The 19,338-nt window shown below is 59.9% G+C and carries 19 protein-coding genes and 1 tRNA gene; 16 read left to right on the top strand and 4 right to left on the bottom strand.

All coding sequences use genetic code 11. The features are described 5' to 3' along the window. Positions 1-27: 27 nt before the first annotated feature. From HX807_RS03755 to HX807_RS03810, 12 genes are all read left to right on the top strand, one after another. Positions 28-843, top strand: coding sequence for an ABC transporter substrate-binding protein (locus HX807_RS03755; RefSeq protein ID WP_177049282.1), 816 nt, complete (start codon positions 28-30; stop codon positions 841-843). A 9-nt stretch (positions 844-852) separates the two neighbouring features. Further along, positions 853-1,215, top strand: a complete 363-nt coding sequence (locus HX807_RS03760; RefSeq protein WP_008434912.1) for a DUF4398 domain-containing protein — start codon at positions 853-855, stop codon at positions 1,213-1,215. Further along, entirely contained in the window at positions 1,212-2,024 is an 813-nt protein-coding gene (locus HX807_RS03765) for an OmpA family protein (RefSeq protein WP_004371220.1), read from the top strand. The genes HX807_RS03760 and HX807_RS03765 overlap by 4 nt, the downstream gene beginning before the upstream one ends. Before the next feature lie 313 nt (positions 2,025-2,337). Next, positions 2,338-3,777: a PLP-dependent aminotransferase family protein gene (locus HX807_RS03770; RefSeq protein ID WP_008434911.1), complete on the top strand. Its 1,440-nt coding sequence runs from the start codon at positions 2,338-2,340 to the stop codon at positions 3,775-3,777. Positions 3,778-3,881: 104 nt separating this feature from the next. Further along, positions 3,882-4,382, top strand: a complete 501-nt coding sequence (locus HX807_RS03775; RefSeq protein ID WP_004371218.1) for a hypothetical protein — start codon at positions 3,882-3,884, stop codon at positions 4,380-4,382. A 163-nt stretch (positions 4,383-4,545) separates the two neighbouring features. Then, a complete protein-coding gene (locus tag HX807_RS03780; protein ID WP_004371217.1) occupies positions 4,546-4,800 on the top strand; it encodes a YkgJ family cysteine cluster protein in 255 nt (84 codons plus the stop codon). 44 nt (positions 4,801-4,844) lie between these two features. Continuing rightward, a complete protein-coding gene (locus HX807_RS03785; protein WP_004371215.1) occupies positions 4,845-5,450 on the top strand; it encodes an START domain-containing protein in 606 nt (201 codons plus the stop codon). 79 nt (positions 5,451-5,529) lie between these two features. Continuing rightward, on the top strand, positions 5,530-5,790 hold the full coding sequence (locus tag HX807_RS03790; protein ID WP_008434908.1) for a hypothetical protein: 261 nt from the start codon (positions 5,530-5,532) through the stop codon (positions 5,788-5,790). Between the two features lie 213 nt (positions 5,791-6,003). Beyond that, positions 6,004-6,345: a ribonuclease E inhibitor RraB gene (locus tag HX807_RS03795; RefSeq protein ID WP_003193463.1), complete on the top strand. Its 342-nt coding sequence runs from the start codon at positions 6,004-6,006 to the stop codon at positions 6,343-6,345. 425 nt (positions 6,346-6,770) lie between these two features. Further along, positions 6,771-8,180: a circularly permuted type 2 ATP-grasp protein gene (locus HX807_RS03800; RefSeq protein WP_004371206.1), complete on the top strand. Its 1,410-nt coding sequence runs from the start codon at positions 6,771-6,773 to the stop codon at positions 8,178-8,180. 3 nt (positions 8,181-8,183) lie between these two features. After that, positions 8,184-9,134, top strand: a complete 951-nt coding sequence (locus tag HX807_RS03805) for an alpha-E domain-containing protein (protein ID WP_004371204.1) — start codon at positions 8,184-8,186, stop codon at positions 9,132-9,134. Further along, a complete protein-coding gene (locus HX807_RS03810) occupies positions 9,131-9,934 on the top strand; it encodes a transglutaminase family protein (RefSeq protein WP_004371203.1) in 804 nt (267 codons plus the stop codon). The genes HX807_RS03805 and HX807_RS03810 overlap by 4 nt, the downstream gene beginning before the upstream one ends. A gap of 206 nt (positions 9,935-10,140) precedes the next feature. On the opposite strand, the gene HX807_RS03815 is transcribed toward HX807_RS03810, so the two are convergent. Continuing rightward, positions 10,141-10,944: a cytochrome c gene (locus tag HX807_RS03815; protein WP_177049284.1), complete on the bottom strand. Its 804-nt coding sequence runs from the start codon at positions 10,942-10,944 to the stop codon at positions 10,141-10,143. Positions 10,945-11,625: 681 nt separating this feature from the next. Between HX807_RS03815 and HX807_RS03820 the strand changes: the two genes are divergently transcribed. From HX807_RS03820 to HX807_RS03830, 3 genes are all read left to right on the top strand, one after another. Further along, a complete protein-coding gene (locus HX807_RS03820; RefSeq protein ID WP_102369690.1) occupies positions 11,626-12,831 on the top strand; it encodes an acetyl-CoA C-acetyltransferase in 1,206 nt (401 codons plus the stop codon). A 16-nt stretch (positions 12,832-12,847) separates the two neighbouring features. Next, positions 12,848-14,995 (top strand): 3-hydroxyacyl-CoA dehydrogenase NAD-binding domain-containing protein, encoded by a 2,148-nt coding sequence (locus HX807_RS03825; protein ID WP_134327152.1) that lies wholly within the window; start codon positions 12,848-12,850, stop codon positions 14,993-14,995. A gap of 210 nt (positions 14,996-15,205) precedes the next feature. Further along, complete coding sequence (locus HX807_RS03830) at positions 15,206-15,934, top strand: amidotransferase (protein WP_008434897.1); 729 nt, start codon at positions 15,206-15,208, stop codon at positions 15,932-15,934. Between the two features lie 131 nt (positions 15,935-16,065). On the opposite strand, the gene HX807_RS03835 is transcribed toward HX807_RS03830, so the two are convergent. The 3 genes from HX807_RS03835 to HX807_RS03845 all read right to left on the bottom strand — a co-directional run bounded on the left by HX807_RS03835 (position 16,066) and on the right by HX807_RS03845 (position 18,769). Further along, a complete protein-coding gene (locus HX807_RS03835; protein WP_004371189.1) occupies positions 16,066-17,037 on the bottom strand; it encodes a magnesium and cobalt transport protein CorA in 972 nt (323 codons plus the stop codon). Positions 17,038-17,108: 71 nt separating this feature from the next. After that, positions 17,109-17,864 (bottom strand): 1-acyl-sn-glycerol-3-phosphate acyltransferase, encoded by a 756-nt coding sequence (locus HX807_RS03840; RefSeq protein ID WP_134327150.1) that lies wholly within the window; start codon positions 17,862-17,864, stop codon positions 17,109-17,111. Between the two features lie 215 nt (positions 17,865-18,079). After that, positions 18,080-18,769, bottom strand: a complete 690-nt coding sequence (locus tag HX807_RS03845) for a crotonase/enoyl-CoA hydratase family protein (RefSeq protein WP_177049286.1) — start codon at positions 18,767-18,769, stop codon at positions 18,080-18,082. 333 nt (positions 18,770-19,102) lie between these two features. On the opposite strand from HX807_RS03845, the gene HX807_RS03850 reads away from it, so the two are divergent. Further along, a tRNA-Ser gene (locus HX807_RS03850) sits at positions 19,103-19,192 on the top strand. Positions 19,193-19,338 lie beyond the last annotated feature (146 nt).

Raw genomic sequence — 19,338 nt, forward strand, 5'->3', positions numbered from 1 at the left:
GTAATTTTTCAACTGGAGAACCCTGCCATGGAATTGCGTTCCTGGACTGTACTGCTGGCCCTGTCACTGCTGCCGGCGGTGTCGCTGGCGGCGGGCAAATGTGATCGCCTGGTGATCACCGGCAGCCCGGACGCCCCGCCTTATCTGTGGCGTGATCCCCAGGACCCCACGCACTTGATCGGCGCCACCGCCGACATGCTGCAGCAAGTGGCCAAGGACCTCGGGGTGAAAATCGACCTGCTGTACGGCGGCAAACGTTCCCTGGCGCTGGAAGAAGTGCGCAGCGGGCGCATGGACATCCTCGCCGACGCGCCATTGACCCTCGACGCCCTGGACTCCCTCGACTACATCCACCCGGCATTGGTGCAAACCGATTATCTGGTCTGGACCCGCAAGGATTCCTCCCTGGCCTACAGCCAGGCCAGCGACCTGCAGGGTCACAAGGGCGCGGTGTCGGAAAGGGCGCGCCTGAGCCGCGACTTTGAAACCTTCGCCGGTGAGCAACTGACCCTGCAGCGCCTGCCCAGCCTGACCCCGGCGTTCCAGAAACTGCTATTGGGAGAAGTGGACTACGTGCTCGCCGGACGTTATTCCGGCATGGCCATGGCCCAGACGTTGGGCATGAGCAACGACCTGGTGGCGCGGGAAATCCCCATCGACCAGCCGGGCCTGTACCTGGCCATTTCCCACAACTCCGCCTGCAACGATCCGTGGTTGCGCGGACAGCTCGCCAAAAAGATGACAGAATTGCCCGCGTCCGGTCTGGCGGAAACCGCGCTGCAGAGCAATCTTGAGCGCTGGAAAGCGCAGTTGCAGCAACCCGTCGGCACCCCAACAAAGTAGGGATTTTCAGTGACTATTCGACCTCTTTTCGCGGCCCTCGCCGTTGTAGCTCTGGCGGGATGTGCAGCCGATCCTGCGCCGAATGAACAGATGCGCCTGACCCAGCAAGCCCTGGAACAAGCCAGCGCCGTGGGCGCCGTTGCCAGCGATTCGCCCGAGCTGAAGCTGGCGGAAGACAAGTTCACCCAGGCCCGTGCCGACATGGCCGATGAATCCTACAAGGACGCCCGCATGCAGGCTGAAGAAGCCGAGCTGGACGCCCGCCTGGCGGAAGCGCGGGTGCTGACCCGCAAAAGCCAGGAGCAACTGAACGTGCTCAACACCCGCATCACCCGCCTGCGCAAGCAGTTGCAGTTGGGAGACGCCCAATGAGCCCGTTGATGCGTGGGTTGAGCTGTGTGGTGTTGCTGGGCAGTGCGCTGGGTGGTTGTGCGACCCATCCCGACAGTAACCTCGCCTTGCAACAGGCCAGCACTGACTTCCAGAAGGTCAAGGAAGATTCGAATGTGCTGCGTATCGCACCCAAGGACGTGATTCGCGCCGGTGAGTCCCTGGCCCGTGCCGACCGTTTCTCCAGCTTCTGGGGCAGCGGCGCCGATGTGGCGCATTACGCCTACCTGAGCCAGCGCTACAGCGCGATTGCCCGGGAACACACCGAGCAGGCACTCAATCAGGAGCGTGGGGTCAAGCTGGAGCTGGAACGCCAGCGCCTGCAACTGGCCCTGCGTGAAGCCAAGCTCTCCAGCGTTCAGCAACAGGGCAAATGGATTGAGGCGCAGATATCCAGCCTGACCACCGTCCAGCCTGATCGCGGGCTGGTGATGACCCTGGGTGACGTGCTGTTCGATACGGGTGATGCAGAGCTGCAAAACTCGGCCAACCGCACCGTGCTCAAAGTGGTGCAGTTCCTGCAACTGAACCCCAAGCGCGTGGTGCGCATCGAGGGTTACACCGACAATACCGGCGGCGAACAGGAAAATATCAAACTGTCCCGGGACCGCGCTCAAGCGGTTGCGGATGTACTGAGCGACCTGGGGATCGACGAAAAACGCATTCAGGTCGAAGGCTACGGCGATCAGTATCCGGTCGAAGCCAACGCGTCTGAGCGGGGCAGGGCGCAGAACCGTCGGGTAGAAATTGTGTTCTCCGACGAGAAAGGCCAACTGGGCGCTGCTCGCTAAACCTGTTGTTCAAGATGGAGGGGTGATTCCTGTAGGAGCTGTCGAGCCCCAGCGAGGCTGCGACAGGATCGCCTCGGTGGACCTGCGAGACCGCAGCGCCTGCATCGCAGCCTCGCTGAAGCTCGACAGCTCCCACATAAGCCCGATCAATGATCGGGTTTTTTATGCCCGCGATTCAGTTCGCAACCCTTACAGTTTTTTCTATCACTGCCGCCCGCGCTCGACTATTGTGGCAACTGTCCCCGTACACTTCTAAACTGTGCCGGTATGTTTCACACAAAAATAAAATACCCGTGAAATCGAGTGCTGCGTCATGACCAATCTGTTGCTCTACCAACGTATCGCCCAGCAGCTGGCTGAGGATATCCGCCGCGGTGTCTATCAACCGGGCGAGCGCGTGCCTTCGGTACGCAAAATGAGCTCCCAGCTCAACGTCAGCCACGCCACCGTGTTGCAGGCCTACGCGAACCTGGAAGACCAGGGTTTGATTCGCGCGCGGCCGCAGTCCGGGTATTACGTGCACCAGACGCCGGCGCTCACTGCGCCCACGCCGGACATCGCCCGGGTCGAGCGTCCAGGGTTGGTCACCCGCAGCAGCATCATTCAACAGGTGTTGGTGGAATCCCGTCGCGAAGGCGTGTTCCCGCTGGGCGCCGCCGTGCCGAGTGTCGACTACCTGCCTGTGCGCGCGCTGCATCAGCAACTGGCCAAGGTCACGCGTTTCCAGAGCCCGCGGGCGTTCAGCTACATGTTCAGCCCGGGTTTCGAGCCGCTGCGGCGCCAGGTGGCGATCCGTATGCGCGATGCCGGGGTGGTGGTCGACCCCTCCGAAGTTGTGATCACCCATGGGTGTGTCGATGCATTGCAGATGTCGCTGCGGGTGCTGACCCGTCCCGGCGACCTGATCGCCGCCGAATCGCCGACCTATTACGGCTTGCTGCAACTGGCGGATCTGCTGGGCCTGAAGGTCATCGAAATCCCCAGCGACCCGGCCACCGGCATGAGCCTGGAAGCCCTGCAACTGGCAGCCAACCAATGGTCGATCAAGGCCCTGGTGCTGACCACGCGCCTGAGCAATCCCCTGGGCGGCACCATGCCCGAAGAGCGGCAGAAACAGTTGCTGCGCCTGGCCTCGGATTTCGATATCCAGGTGGTCGAGGACGATATCTATGGCGAACTGATGTTCGAACTGGGCCGCACCAAGGCCCTGAAAGCCTACGACCGTCTGGACCGGGTCATCTATTGCTCGAGTTTCTCGAAGACCCTGTCACCGGGCATTCGCATTGGCTGGATGATTGCCGGCAAGTACCAGCAGGAAATCCAGCGCCTGCAAATGTTCAGCACCCATTCGGCCTGCAGCGTGACCCAGATGGGCACGGCGGCGTACCTGGAGAATGGCGGTTACGACCGCCACCTGCGCTATATCCGCCAGGAGTACCGCAAGAACCTCAGCGCGTTCCAGCTGGCCGTGCAGCAGTATTTTCCCGAAGGCACCCAGATGACCCGCCCGACCGGCGGTTTTATCCTGTGGGTCAGTTTGCCTGGACGGGTCAATACCCAGGAACTGCACGTGCGCGCCTTGCAGCAGGGCATCAGCATTGCACCGGGGCTGATCTTCAGTAATACGGAACAGTTCAACCACTGTATTCGCCTGAACTGCGGCACGCCGTGGAACCGCGAGGCGGAGCGCGCCTTAATGACCCTCGGGATGCTGGCAAGCCAGTTATGCCAGGAGACTGCGGCGGGTTTTTGAGGCATGGAAAGGGGACACGACGGGTAGCTGGCTAATTACCATGCTTGTCATACCGTCCTCAACAAGCGAGCATATGGCCTTCTGCCGTTAATGCTGCTGGCGATATGACTTATACCTTTCCTGCTGCCCTGCTGATCTGCGTGTTAAGCCTGTGTAACGCTGGCGCTGTCCTGGCGGCTCCCGCCGGTGAAGCGGCACCTGCTGCCAGCTCCCAGCAAACGGTGCCGGCGAAAAAAGCCGCTGCGGCCAAGAAGGCACCGGTCGCGAAGAAAGCCCCCGCAAAGAAAGCAACGCCGGTGAAAAAACGTGCGCCTATCGCCAGCAAGTCAAAGTCGGCCCACGAAGTCGCCAAGACGCCGCTGCCGCCTGCAGAGCTGGATTTGAGCCTGCCGTCGAACATGGTCCGCCACCTGCAACCCCTCGGCACCATGCCGCAGCCGAAGAACGTGCCGCTGCTGCCGCCGATGTTTGCCGAAAAGCCCACTGACAACAGTGCATTCCAGATCAACGGGCGCCTGCTCAGCAATGAAATGCAGCTGCAACTGCGCAACGAAGAACGCCGCGAAGTAGAAGGCGCAGCGCTGGATTTCCAGTTCAAGCAATAAACCCGACGAGTAAACGTGACGCGCACCCCTGACCTTCTGTCGCAGACTGGTCAGTCACTTTTGTTTTCGGTGAAAAACCCCTGTTAAGCCAATTTAAAACGTCTGTTTAAGGGCGTAGTCTTACGTGGCCATCAACACTTGAGTTGTCGAGGATCTGTTCGTCATGAAATGCCGTGAAGGCTGTGGCGCTTGCTGCATTGCCCCATCCATCAGTTCTCCGTTGCCGGGAATGCCTGCCGGCAAACCGGCGGGCGAACGCTGCCTGCATCTTTCGGTCGAACAACTGTGCCAGTTGTTTGGCCAGCCTGAGCGGCCGGCAGTGTGTAGTTCGTTCCAGGCGGATATCGAGGTCTGCGGCAGTAGCCAGGCAGAAGCGATCAGGTTGATCGGCTGGTGGGAACAGATGACGGCGGCTTAGTGGGCTGTTCAAAGTACTGAACTTCAACAATAAGGAATAAGACCATGGGTTCACTGAAACGAATTGCTGTGTTGTGCGGTTTTACCGCGTTGTTCGCTGCCGCAGCGCATGCTGAAGACTGGCAGACTGCCAAGGATGAAGACGGCATCAAAGTGTCCTTGAGTGAAATTGCCGGCTCCAAGTACAAGGCTTATCGCGGTGTGACGACCATCAAGGCGCCGCTGGCCAAGATCCAGGCGCTGCAGGAAGACGTGGCGGGGGCCTGTTCCTGGATCCACGAATGCAAGTCGCAGAAACTGCTCAAGCAGGAAGGCGACAAGAGCTGGACCTACACCCAGTTCAAGGCACCGTTCCCGGTGACCGATCGTGACTCGATCCTGGAAATCACCACCACCAAGGCTGCCGACGGCACCGTCACCCGCAAGCTGTTGGAAGTGCCGACCTACCAGCCAGAAGTCAAAGGCTATGTGCGCGTAGCCCAGGTCGATGGTTACTGGAAGCTGGTGCCTAAAGGCGACAACCTGACCGAAGTGACCTACCAGGTGCACACCGAGCCAGGTGGTAGCGTGCCGTCGTGGTTGGCCAACAAGTTTGTGGTGGACGCACCGTTCAACACCTTGAAAGCCCTGAAAGAACACGCTGAAAAATAACTGCAGTTGATCAGGTGCCTCCTGCCTTGAGTGGAACGATTTCCAGGCCCTCAAGGTCCAGATAGATGTAAGCCCACCCATGGGTTTTATCGAGGAGGCTCTGATGCCAAAGTGGAACGTTTCCTTCACCAATGATCATGGTGAGTCGGTAGTCGAGCAATTCGAGTGCGAGCAGAAACCCACGCTTGAAGAAGCTGCGCGCCTGGTTCGCGCCCGCGTATCACCGGTGCTGGAGGAACTGGATCTCAACGATCTGGAGGGGCGTATCGCCGAACCCACGGTCAAGATTCTGAAAGATCAAAACAGCATCAAAGACCTCAACGTCGAACCCGCCGCCTGAACATTCCCTGTACGCCTTTAAACAGACTCTGGTGGAGGTGATAGCTTCGCGCTACTCTGCAATGGAGATCAGCGAATGAATCGCTAAGGTCTGGTCTTGTCAGCTACATGCTTGTCTCCCAGCGGCGACGTCACTGCCGTAACACCCGCGCCCTTGCAGCGCGGGCCTTGGGAAGCACGGAAAGTCTATCCATCGGTTTGAGGAGGACGTTTCATGAGCACAGCCTATCAAGAAGACATCAGCACCAACGTGTTGCGCCGCATGAAAGAGGGCGGCTTTGACTTCTCGCGTTTCCACCCCATCGAGTTCTACGCCATTTTCCCGGATGAGGAACGTGCGCGGCGGGCTGCGGGTCGGTTTCGTGGGGAATCCCTGAATGCCCAGGTCAGCGCGCGGGATGACGGCGCCTGGTACCTGGAATTGAGCAAAATCATGTTCGCCACCTACGACGGCATAGGAGACTTCGAGCAGGACTTTGAGGCGGTGGTCGAGCCCTTGGGCGGAATCATCGAGGGATGGGGCGTGAAACAGGAGGTGCGTGGGTTACCCATGTAGCGGCATGAGCAATAACACAGCGTATCGGCTGACCTTTGGGTCGGCCGTTTTTGTTTCTGGCGCGGGAAAAATCCTGCGCAAAAAAAAGCCACCCGAGCAGGGTGGCCAAAGGGAAGATCGCAAGGGAGGAGAGCGATTCGGTACAAGCGGTAATGCGCAATGGATGAAGCTGTAGGACGCGTCCTGTTCAGCTGATGGAGGTGATTATCCGCGGGGTTTGCCGGGCAGTGAAATCAACTCTGACTATGCTGGTGATAGTCATGGCCTGCATTGCAATGAGGCGCCGCCCATGACAGCGGGCATTTGCTGCACCGGGACGGTGCGATGAGACCTGCGTCTATATCCAACTGATTGATACTTAAGTGTTTATGCCGCTGGCACGGGCCTTGCGATGGTTCTGGCGTCCGGGTGACAAGGAGTACGGCATGATCCGCACTTATTATGATGAGATGTACGACGGGGCAGGGCAGGTGCGCCCCCATTACCGCGAATTCGCCCGCTGGTTGGCCGACACGCCGGCCGAACTGCTGGCCCAGCGCCGGCGCGAAGCCGATTTGCTGTTTCACCGGGCCGGTATCACCTTCACCTTGTATGGCGATGAGCAAGGTACCGAGCGCCTGATCCCCTTCGACACGATCCCCCGCAGCATCCCGGCCAGTGAATGGCGGATCGTCGAGCGCGGCTGCATCCAGCGGGTCAAGGCGCTGAACATGTTTCTCGCCGACCTCTACCACGAACAACGCATTATCAAGGCCGGGATCATCCCCGCCGAGCAAGTGCTGGCCAACGAGCAATACCAGTTGGCGATGCAGGGCCTGGACCTGCACCGGGATATCTATTCCCACATCTCAGGTGTCGACCTCGTACGCGATGGCGACGGCACTTACTACGTCCTCGAAGACAATTTGCGCACCCCCAGCGGCGTGAGCTACATGCTCGAAGACCGCAAGATGATGATGCGCCTGTTCCCCGAACTGTTCGCGGCCCAGCGCATCGCGCCCATCGACCACTATCCCAACCTGTTGCTCGACACCCTGAAAAGCTCCAGCCCGCTGGATAATCCCAGTGTGGTGGTGCTGACGCCTGGGCGTTTCAACAGTGCGTTCTTCGAGCATGCATTCCTGGCCCGGGAAATGGGCGTGGAACTGGTGGAAGGTGCCGATCTGTTTGTACGCGATGACCGCGTGTTCATGCGCACCACCGACGGCCCCAAGGCGGTCGACGTGATTTACCGCCGCCTCGACGACGCGTTCCTCGACCCGCTGGCCTTCAACCCGGACTCCATGCTCGGCGTGCCGGGCCTGCTGGCGGCGTACCGCTCGGGCAACGTGGTGTTGGCCAATGCCATCGGCACCGGGGTGGCGGATGACAAGTCGGTGTACCCCTTCGTCACCGAGATGATCCGTTTTTACCTGGATGAAGAACCGATCCTGAAGAATGTTCCGACGTTCCAGTGCCGTAATCCCAGTGAACTGTCCCACGTACTGGCCAACCTTCCGCAACTGGTGGTGAAGGAAACCCAGGGCTCCGGTGGCTATGGCATGTTGGTCGGCCCGGCCGCCTCGGCGGCGGAAATCGAAGCCTTCCGTGCACGCATCAAGGCCAAGCCCCACGCCTATATCGCGCAGCCAACGCTGTGCCTGTCGACATGCCCGACCTTCGTCGAAAACGGCATCGCCCCACGGCACATCGACCTGCGCCCGTTTGTGCTGCAAGGCAAGGAAACCCGTGTGGTCCCCGGCGGCCTGACTCGTGTGGCGCTGCGGGAAGGTTCGCTGGTGGTCAACTCGTCCCAGGGCGGCGGCACCAAAGACACCTGGGTGGTCGAGGATTGAAATATGTTAAGTAGAACTGCCTCGGATTTGTATTGGATGTCACGCTACCTGGAGCGCGCGGAAAACCTCGCGCGGATGCTCGATGTCAGTTATTCGCTGTCGCTGATGCCCCAGGACGGGCGCGGCGATGGCCTGCATGAACTGGCGATGCCGCTGCTGATCACCGGCACCCTCGACGATTACCGCGAGCGCCACGGTGAACTGCACGCCGAACGCCTGCTGCACTTCTTCGCCCTGGATGCTGCCAACCCGGCCAGCATCTACAGCTGCCTCGGCGCTGCACGCGCCAGTGCCCATGCCGTGCGTGGGCGAATCACCGCCGACATGTGGGAAAACATCAACGCCACCTGGCTGGAGATTCGCGACATCGCCCAGCAAGGCCTGAGTCGCTACGGCATGAGCCGGTTCTGCGAGTGGGTCAAGGAACGTTCCCACCTGTTCCGCGGTGCCACCTACGGCACCATCATGCGTAACGACGCCTTTCGTTTTATTCGCCTGGGCACCTTTATCGAGCGCGCCGACAACACCCTGCGCTTGCTCGACGCCCGCTATGAAATGGCCGGCGACCAGGCCGAAGCGGTCACCGATGGTACCGCCCACGCCTACTATCAATGGAGTGCGTTGTTGCGGGCGTTGTCGTCGTTCGAGGCCTACACCGAAATCTACCGTGATGCCCCCGGCGCCCGGCAAGTCGCCGAACTGTTGCTGCTGCGCGCCGACGTGCCGCGATCGCTGCGGGCCTGCAGTGAAGAGATCGACCAGATCCTTGGCAGCCTGCCCGGCATCAACGGTCGCCCGGCCCAACGCCTGGCAGCGGAAATGGACGCACGCCTGCGCTATACCGCCATCGACGAAATTCTCGAGGAAGGCCTGCACGCTTGGCTGACCGACTTCATCCCGCTTGTGCGCGAGCTGGGCGATGCTATTTACAGTTCCTACCTGGAGGCGGCATGAGACTTTCCATCAGCCACGAAACCACCTACCACTACGAAGACCAGGTGCGTGCCAGCATCCAGTACCTGCGGCTCACGCCCCACGACAGCGAGCGCCAGCATGTCCTCAGTTGGCAGTTGGACTTGCCCCGGCCGGTACGGGCGCAACTGGACCCGTTCGGCAACATCCTGCACGTGTTGACCCTGGACGAGCCCCATGAAGCCATCATCATTGGCGCCCGTGGCCAGGTGGATATCGACGAATTGCGCGAGGCCGAGCATGAAAGCCAGTCGGCCTTCCCGTTCCTGCGCTGCACCCGGTTGACCGAGCCGGACGAGGCCCTGCGCAGCTTTGCCGAAAAGCATTGCCATCAACGCCGCGACCGCAGCGCATTGATCGACCTGATGCACGCGCTGAACCAGTACATGACCTATTCGCCCGGCTCTACCGAAGTCGACACCTGTGCGGCCAAGGCGTTTGCCGGGCGTGCCGGGGTGTGCCAGGACCACACCCACGCCTTCCTCGCCTGTGCCCGCAGCCTGGGGATTCCGGCGCGTTATGTGTCGGGGTATTTGTACAGCGAAGACTGCGAGCACCTCGCCAGCCATGCCTGGGCTGAAGCGTGGCTGGATGACGCCTGGTACAGTTTTGACGTGACCAATCAACTGGCGCGGCCGGAGCGGCATTTGAAGCTGGCGGTGGGTCTGGATTACCTGGACGCCTGCCCGGTACGAGGCATGCGTCGTGGGGGAGGGCATGAGCAAATGCATGCGAAGGTATTTGTAGCGCCGACACCGGTGATTTCGGTGCAGCAGCAGTAGGATCCAGGGAGAGAGGGAGCTCTGTGTAGCAGGAAAGCTCTCCGTGCCAGGACAGTTTTTTGTGGCGAGGGAGCTTGCTCCCGCTGGGCTGCGAAGCGGCCCCAAGGCATGCCCCCGAGTTCTGTCTGGAGAAATGCGATTGTCTGATTGGGGCTGCTGCGCAGCCCAGCGGGAGCAAGCTCCCTCGCCACAGATTTACCTGAGCCTTAAGGCTGCTTTCTGCCCGCCATATGCTTCAAATACCCCACCAGCAGATCCAGGTCCGCATCCGGCACCACGCTGGTGGCAAACGCCGGCATCTTCGCCTGTGGCCAGTGCCGCATGCTTTGCGGATCGCGGATGTAGCGCTTGAGGAAATCCCCGGCAAAATATTCAGTGGGGTTGTAAGGAATATTCAGGTCCGGCCCCACCTGCGCATCGCCGGCCCCGTTCAGGCGATGACATGCCAGGCAGTTCTTCTGGAACAGTGCGAACCCCTGATTCACCGGGTCATTCGCCGCCAGTTTCGGATCCGGCAACAAAGCCGGGAAGCGCTCCGCCACCGTCTTCAACTGCTTGATCCCGGAAATCTGAAACGGCCACTGCTCAGGGCTGATATGCCCGGCTTGTGGATCGGTCCACACCAGATAAAACGGCCCGGCACTGGGCTTGCCGTCTGCCAGTGGCGGCCACGGATGCGCCGGATCTTCCACCGCCAGCCAGGCCCGCGCGCCGCTTTTTGATAGCAGCGGTGCCGCCGTCAGTTCCGCGGCAAAGCCGTCGAGGGCCACTGCCTGCAGATGATTTTCCGGCGTGATGCCCGGCAACAGTGCTGCCAGCGGCACTGCGCGATACGTCATGTTGCGCTTGTAGGAAACGTCATCAACGATCTGCACCGTCTGCACATCCGGACGCTTGAGCAGTTCGGTGGTTTCCCAGGTTTTGCTGGCGTGATCCAGCTCGACGGTCAATTTCGCGGCGTGCGCCGGCAAGGCCAGCAGCAGGATCAGGAGGACGATGATCTGTTTCAAGGAAGGGCCACATATCGGAAAAGGCGGTGGAACTCACGATACCGCAAAATCAAAAAATCTCGGCGCGCAAAACGGCAGCCCCTGACGGGATCGCTATACGCAATATCCCGAAAGGCGCTGCCAAAGGCTGCGATCCTGGCGCTGTGTCTGCGCAGAATGTGGGGTGTGAGAGGTCACCCAATGACCTTGGTGAGGTTGGGCAAGATCAGAATCAGGGTGGTGGCGAACAGAATAAGTCCCGCCTGACGTACTTTCGAATGCTTGAACATGGCTGACTGCCTTTTGTTGTTATTCCTGAGCGTCAAATGCGTGCCGGTCGATTCAACTATGACGGTGCTACATGACTCTTTTCTTACAGTTCCTACAGGTGCTCCAGCAAAACCCGGCAGCAACCTTTAACTTCTCTTACAGATTCAACCTTAGAGCCCTCGTTCTATATGGCTTAGATCCATTTCATCTCATCACCTGAAGAAAACTTATTAAAAAGGCATGAGGCCAATTGCCAGCCAGACGCCAGCCCTACGGCTAGACAGCTAAAACGATTAATCAGCCGATTCCCGTAGCCTCCTACCGTTCGTCTGAGCGTGAGCGTCAAGGTCAATGAGCGGTTCGGTCATTGAATCCGGCGCCCCGGCGCCTAAGGTAAGGGCACGATTCGTTGCATAGTGATTCGAGGACGTCATGACCCAAGCTTTGATCTTTGATGCGATACGCACGCCCCGGGGCAAAGGCAAGGCGGATGGCGCCCTGCACAGCGTCAAGCCGGTGAACCTGGTGGCCGGTTTGCTGACGGCACTGCAACAGCGCACCGACCTCGACACCCGGCAAGTGGATGACATCGTCCTGGGCTGTGTCACACCGATTGGCGACCAGGGCGCCGACATCGCCAAGACCGCCGCGTTGGTGGCGGACTGGGATATCAGCGTCGCCGGTGTGCAGATCAACCGGTTTTGCGCCTCGGGCCTGGAAGCCGTGAACCTCGGCGCGATGAAAGTGCGCTCCGGCTTTGAAGACCTCGTGGTGGTGGGCGGCGTCGAGTCCATGTCCCGAGTGCCCATGGGCAGTGACGGCGGCGCCTGGGTTCTCGACCCGCAAACCAATATGCACAGCCACTTCACCCCGCAAGGCATCGGTGCCGACCTGATCGCCACCCTGGAAGGCTTCACCCGCCAGGACGTCGACGCCTTTGCCCTGCACTCACAGCAGAAAGCGGCGCGGGCCAGATCAGACGGTTCCTTCAACAAGTCGCTGATCGCCGTGCAGGACCAAAATGGCATTGTGCTGCTGGATCATGACGAATTCATCCGTGCCGACTCCACCCTCGAAGGCCTGGGCAAACTCAAGCCCAGCTTCGAAATGATGGGCCAGATGGGCTTCGACGCCACGGCGTTGCGGGTCTACAGCCACGTCGAACGCATCAATCACGTGCACACACCGGGCAACAGTTCCGGGATCGTCGATGGCGCGGCGCTGATGCTGATCGGTTCTGAAGCCAAAGGTCGCGAACTCGGCCTGCAACCCCGGGCGCGGATCGTCGCCACCGCTGTCACCAGTACCGATCCCACCATCATGTTGACCGGCCCGGCACCGGCAACCCGCAAGGCACTGGCCAAGGCGGGTTTGCGGGTTGAAGACATCGACCTGTTCGAGGTCAACGAAGCGTTTGCGTCGGTGGTGCTCAAGTTCATCAAGGACATGGGCATCGACGCCGCCCGGGTCAACGTCAACGGTGGCTCCATCGCCATGGGCCACCCGCTGGGCGCCACGGGCTGCGCGATTCTCGGCACCTTGCTCGATGAGCTGGAGGTGCGCCAGCAGCGTTATGGCCTGGCCACCCTGTGTGTCGGCGGCGGCATGGGTATCGCCACTATCATCGAACGCCTCTGAGCCTAAGGAATCAGTCATGACCGATGCCATTCGTTACGAAAAGGGCCAGGACCAGATTGTGGTGCTGACCATCGACATGCCCGGCCAGAGCGCCAACACCATGAACGGGGTGTACCGCGAGGCCATGGCGGCCACCGTCGCCCGGCTGGACGCCGAGAAGGATTCGATTGCGGGCGTGATCATCACCTCGGCGAAGAAGACCTTCTTTGCCGGCGGCGACCTTAATGAACTGATCAAGGTCGACAAGCCCCACGCCAAGGATTTCTACGACAGCGTGCTGGTGCTGAAGGCGCAACTGCGCACCCTGGAAACCCTCGGCAAACCGGTAGTGGCCGCGATCAACGGCGCAGCGCTGGGCGGTGGCTGGGAGATCTGCCTGGCGTGCCAGCACCGTGTGGCGCTGGACCACAAGTCGGTACAGATTGGCCTGCCGGAAGTCACCCTCGGGCTTTTGCCGGGTGGCGGCGGTGTGGTGCGCATGGTGCGGATGCTGGGCCTGGAAAAAGCCTTGCCCTACTTGCTGGAAGGCAAAAAGATTACGCCGCAGCAGGCGCTGCAAGCCGGGTTGATTGATGAGCTGGTGGCAGACCGTGACGAGCTGCTGGCCAAGTCCCGGGCGTGGATTCTGGCCAACCCCGAGGCGAAACAGCGCTGGGACATCAAGGGCTATCAGATCCCGGGTGGTACGCCGTCCAACCCGAAAGTCGCGCAAATGCTCGCCATTGCGCCATCGATCCTGCGCGCCAAAACCAACGGCTGCTTCCCGGCCCCGGAGAAAATCCTCTGCGCCGCCGTGGAAGGTGCCCAGGTGGATTTCGACACCGCCCACCTGATCGAGACCCGCTACTTCACCGAGCTGGTCACCGGGCAAGTGGCGAAAAACATGATTGGCACCTTCTGGTTCCAGCTCAATGAAATCAATGCCGGCAGTTCGCGGCCCAAGGGCTTTGCACCTTATGTAACACGCAAGGTCGGCGTGCTCGGCGCCGGGATGATGGGCGCGGGCATTGCCTACGTCAGCGCCTCGGCGGGCATTGAGGTGGTGCTCAAGGACGTCAGCCAGGCGGCGGCAGAGAAGGGCAAGGCCCACTCGGCCACGTTGCTGGACAAGAAGGTCGGGCGTGGGCAATTGACCGCCGAACAGCGGGAAACCATCCTCGCGCGGATTGTTCCTACCGAATCCGACGCCGATCTTGCCGGCTGCGACCTGATCATCGAAGCCGTCTTCGAGGATCGGGAACTCAAGGCCAAGGTCTCGGCGGCCGCGCAAAGCGTGGTGGGTGCCGAAGCGGTGATCGCCTCCAACACCTCCACCTTGCCCATCAGCGGGTTAGCCACCGCCGTTCCAGACCAGGGCAAGTTTATCGGCCTGCACTTCTTCAGCCCGGTGGACAAAATGCCCCTGGTGGAAATCATCAAGGGCGCCCGCACCAGCGACGAAACCCTGGCGCGGGGATTCGACTTCGTACTGCAAATCAAGAAAACCCCGATTGTGGTCAACGACAGTCGCGGCTTCTTCACCTCGCGGGTGTTCGGCACCTTCACCAACGAAGGCATCGCCATGCTCGGCGAAGGCGTGGCGGCGCCGATGATCGAGACCGAGGCACGCAAGGCCGGCATGCCTGTGGGACCGCTGGCGGTCTCTGACGAAGTTTCTCTCAGCCTGATGAGCCATATCCGCCAGCAAACGGCCAAGGACCTACAGGCCGAGGGCAAGCCGTTGCCGCAGCACCCGGCGTTTGCCGTGATCGACCTGTTGCTCAATGAATACAAGCGCCCGGGCAAGGCGGCGGGTGGCGGTTTCTACGAGTACCCGGCGGGCGGGCAGAAACACCTGTGGCCGGAGCTGAAAAACCGCTTCGAAAAGCCTGGCCAACAGATCTCGCCGCAAGACGTGCGCGACCGTTTGCTGTTCATCCAGGCCATCGAAACCGTGCGCTGTGTGGAGGAGGGCGTGTTGATGTCGACGGCTGATGCCAACGTCGGCTCGATCTTCGGTATCGGCTTTGCCGCCTGGAGCGGCGGAGCGCTGCAATTCATCAACCAGTACGGCCTGAACGATTTCGTCGCCCGCGCCCGCTACCTGGCCGAGCAATATGGCGAGCGCTTCACGCCGCCGGCGCTGCTGTTGGAGAAAGCTGCACAGGGTGAAGCGTTTCGGTGATCAAAATGTGGGAGCGGCGGTGCGACGATTCGACTTGCTCGCGAAAGCGGTGGATCAGCTAACGAGTGTGTTGACTGACACACCGCATTCGCGAGTAAGTCGAATCGCCGCTCCCACATTGAGCATGGCGATGGGGCTTGCCTTGAAAGGGTATTTCAAGGCAGGCTCTGGGGGTGTTCATTATTCCCATCGCCGTGTCAGGTATTTTTTATGTCGTTACGCGTGTGCATCCTGGAAACCGATATCCTGCGTCCTGGGCTGATCGATCAGTACCAAGGGTACGGGCAGATGTTCAAGCGCCTGTTCTCCAAACAGCCGATTGCCGCCGAGTTCGTCATCTATAACGTGGTGCAGGGTGAATACCCGGCGGATGAAGAAGTGTTCGACGCGTACCTGGTGACGGGCAGCAAGGCCGACTCCTTTGGCACCGATCCGTGGATCCAGACCCTCAAGACCTACCTGCTGGACCGCCATGCCCGCGGCGACAAGCTGATCGGCATCTGCTTCGGCCACCAGTTGCTGGCGCTGCTGTTGGGTGGCAAGACCGAGCGGGCGACCAAGGGCTGGGGCATGGGCATCCATGACTACAAACTGAACGCCAAGGCACCGTGGATGAGCCCGGTGGTGGAAGAGCTGACGCTGTTGATCAGCCACCAGGATCAGGTCACCACCTTGCCGGAAAACGCCACCGTGATCGCCTCCAGCGAGTTCTGCCCGTTTGCGGCGTATCATATTGAAGACCAGGTGCTGTGCTTCCAGGGCCACCCGGAATTTATCCACGACTATTCCCGCGAGTTGCTGGAGATTCTTCAGACAACGCTGGGGGAGAAGGTCTACACCAACGGTGTGGCCAGCCTGGAGCGAGACCATCACGGCGTTACCGTGGCGGAATGGATGATGCGGTTTGTGGCGCACAAACCAAAAGCGGACGTGGCCTAACTATTAGGGTTGATTGACGAGCTTTTTGTGGCGAGGGAGCTTGCTCCCGTTCGGCTGCGCAGCAGTCGCAAGCCTTGGGGGCGCTTCGCACCCCAGCGGGAGCAAGCTCCCTCGCCACAACAGCAGTTTTCCTACAGCCAGCCTGAACGCTTGAAGCTGGCCCACAAACTTGTACACCCCACCGCAATAAACCCCAGCACCGCAAAATAGCCGTAGTGCCATTGCAGCTCCGGCATGTTCTGGAAGTTCATCCCGTAAATCCCGGCCACCGCCGTCGGGAACGCCAGAATCGCTGCCCACGCGGCAAACTTGCGTTGCACCACGCTTTGGCGCGAGGCTTCCAGCAACACCCCAATCTCGATGGTCTGGCTGGCGATATCCCGCAAGGTGGTCAGGTCTTCCATCTGCCGGGTGACGTGAATCTGCACATCGCGAAAGTACGGACGCATGTTCTTGTCGATAAACGGGAAGCTCAGTTTCTGCAATTCCTGACTGATCTCCACCATCGGTGCCACATAGCGCTTCAGTCGCAGCACATCGCGGCGCAGGCCGTGGAGCTTCTGGATATCCGCTTCACTCAGGGAGTTGCACAACACGTTGCGCTCCAGTTCATCGACCTCGGCATGAATCGCCTCGCTCACCGGCTGGTAGTTCTCGGTAACAAAATCCAGCAGCGCATAGAGTACGAAATCTTCCCCATGCTCCAGCAACAGCGGTCGCGCCTCACAGCGCTGGCGCACATAGCCGTAGGATGCCGAGTGGCCGTTGCGGGCGGTGATGATGTAGCCGTTGCCGGCAAAGATATGGGTTTCGATAAACTCCAGCTTGCCGTTATCGCGCACCGGCGAATAGGTCACGATAAACAGCGCGTCGCCGAAGGTTTCAAGCTTGGGGCGGCTGTGTTTTTCCAGGGCGTCTTCGATGGCCAGTTCGTGCAGGTTGAACTGGCGCTGCAGGTTGGCCAGTTCCAGCGCGCTGGGCTCCTCCAGGCCGATCCACACAAAGTGGTCAGGCTTGGCGGCCCACGCGGCGCCTTCGTCGAGGGTGATATCGGTGACTTTCTTTCCGGCGCTATAGACGGCGGCCGCAACAACTCTACCCATAGTGCTGATCGCTTCTTCTTGAATGGCAGATGACAACTGTCAGGCAGCTTAGCTGCCCTGCCCAATCAGAGTCAGCAAATTCGGCGGGGTTCAGCCGTGATTGCAGGCGTGGTTTGCAGCTCGCGGTCCATCGCCTCGATGCAGTCGCGCATTTGCTCGCGGCAGGTCTGCATTAACAGCGGCATGTCATCCATCGTCAGCCCCTTCGTAGGAATCGGCGGCAACGAGCGAATCAGAATATCGCCACTGTTCCAGCTATTGAGCTTCATCTGCTTCACATAGGTGCTGACACACACCTGCACAATCGGCACGCCTGCGGCGATCGCCATCTGGAACGCGCCTTTCTTGAACGGCAGCAGGGTTTCACCGAAGTTGCGCGTGCCTTCCGGGAACACCCAGATCGAGGTGTCGGCATGCGCCAAGGTGTGGGTGGTGGTCAGCATCGAACGCCGCGCCTTGTGCGCATTGCCCCGGTCGATCAACACATTGCCCGCCAGCCAGAACAACTGTCCGAACAACGGCACCCACTTCAGGCTCTTCTTGCCGATACACACCGTGCGGTACGGCACCACGGTGCCGAACACAAACAGGTCGTAGTTGGATTGATGGTTGGCGATGATCACGCAACTGCTGGGCTTGTTACGCAGCGAGTCGACATCGGCCTTCACTCGCAGGCGCAATAGCCACATCGCCGGTACCGCATACAGGCGCGCGCAGTAACGGCTGTTGTCCGGATTGAACGGCCGACAGATCCCCAGCAGCACGCCCAGTACGCCCGCAATCATAAAATGCAGGCCCATCAACAACATGCGTAACAAAAAAAGCATCGACACAGCCCATCGGGACAAAAGGTGGCGCAGTGTACGGATGTGCACTGTATTCGGCAATTGCCCCTATAGAGTCGGAAGATAGGCGATGTTTAAGCGCATGTTTCAACATGCTGTGACAGACACTGTCTAGAGCGGTTGTAGGCAAACCGGAATTCTTTGTAAGAAAAAGCCCGACTCAAGGTCGGGCTTCGATTCAGCAGGCGTAGGTTTGATTAACCCAAGTGGCCTTGGTCCTGAATGATCGCATCATCCAGGGCTTCCAGCAGCGCCTTACGCACCTTCAGCTTGGTGTGTTTGTGGGCGTTCATATTGATCTTCTTCAGTTGGCGAGCGGCTTCCAGTGCGGCGGCCTGCAACTCTTGCGGCGCGACCACCTTATCCAGGAACCCGGCGCTCAACGCGTCCTGCGGGTTAAACATCTCGGCATTGATCACCGAACGGTGGAACGCCGACTTGCGCAGACGATCCCGCGCCAGCTCGATCCCGGCGTGGTGCATGGTCATGCCGATCATCACTTCATTCAGACCAATGCTGAACGGTCCGTCTACACCGATCCGGTAATCCGCCGACAGCAACAGGAATGCCCCCTTGGCCACCGCGTGCCCAGGGCACGCCACGATCACCGGGAACGGGTGCGACAACAGGCGGCGGGCGAGGGTGGAGCCCGACGTCACCAGGCTCACGGCTTCTTTAGGGCCGGCGGTCATCACCTTCAAATCATAGCCACCGGACAAAATCCCCGGCGTGCCCGTGATGATCACCACCGCCCGATCCTTCTCGGCCTGATCCAGCGCTTGATTAAACGCACTGACCACTGCCGGCGAAATGGCATTCACCTTGCCGTTGCTCAGGGTCAGGGTCGCGATACCGTCTTCGAGGTGGTAGGCAATCAACTCACTCATGACGCGATTCCTTGTAATGCTTGTAATAGAAGGACAGACGGCAGACGTTACCCACCGCGCCCGCCCTGGTAAAGCGCCATGACTGACTACCCAGTCAGACTTTCCCCCCATGCCCACCCGCAGGTGGCCTTCGGCAAGGCGCAGCAGCTACTATAGACAAGCGCCGTGAGTGCCCGAGAATGGCAGAATTGCCTTGGTGTGCACGGCGCCGCAGAGGTCTGGAACGGTATAACCGCCTAAGCGCATGAAAATTCTGAAAAAAACCTTTGCCATCGGAAAAGCTTTCGACTACATTAGCGCGCCTCGACAGACTGAATCAGTTTGACGAGATACGGTGAAGTGTCCGAGTGGCTTAAGGAGCACGCCTGGAAAGTGTGTATACAAGAAATTGTATCGAGAGTTCGAATCTCTCCTTCACCGCCAAATTCGATGTAAACAAAACCCCTGGTTTCGAGAGAAGCCAGGGGTTTTGTGGTTTCTGGGGTTTGAATATTTGGTTGTGCTAGGAAAAAATTTTCTCTAGCTTCAGCTCCTTGTCTAAACGGGTATGGAATGAACAAAACCGGAGG

It is taken from the genome of Pseudomonas sp. D8002, assembly GCF_013385695.1.
Classification (GTDB): domain Bacteria; phylum Pseudomonadota; class Gammaproteobacteria; order Pseudomonadales; family Pseudomonadaceae; genus Aquipseudomonas.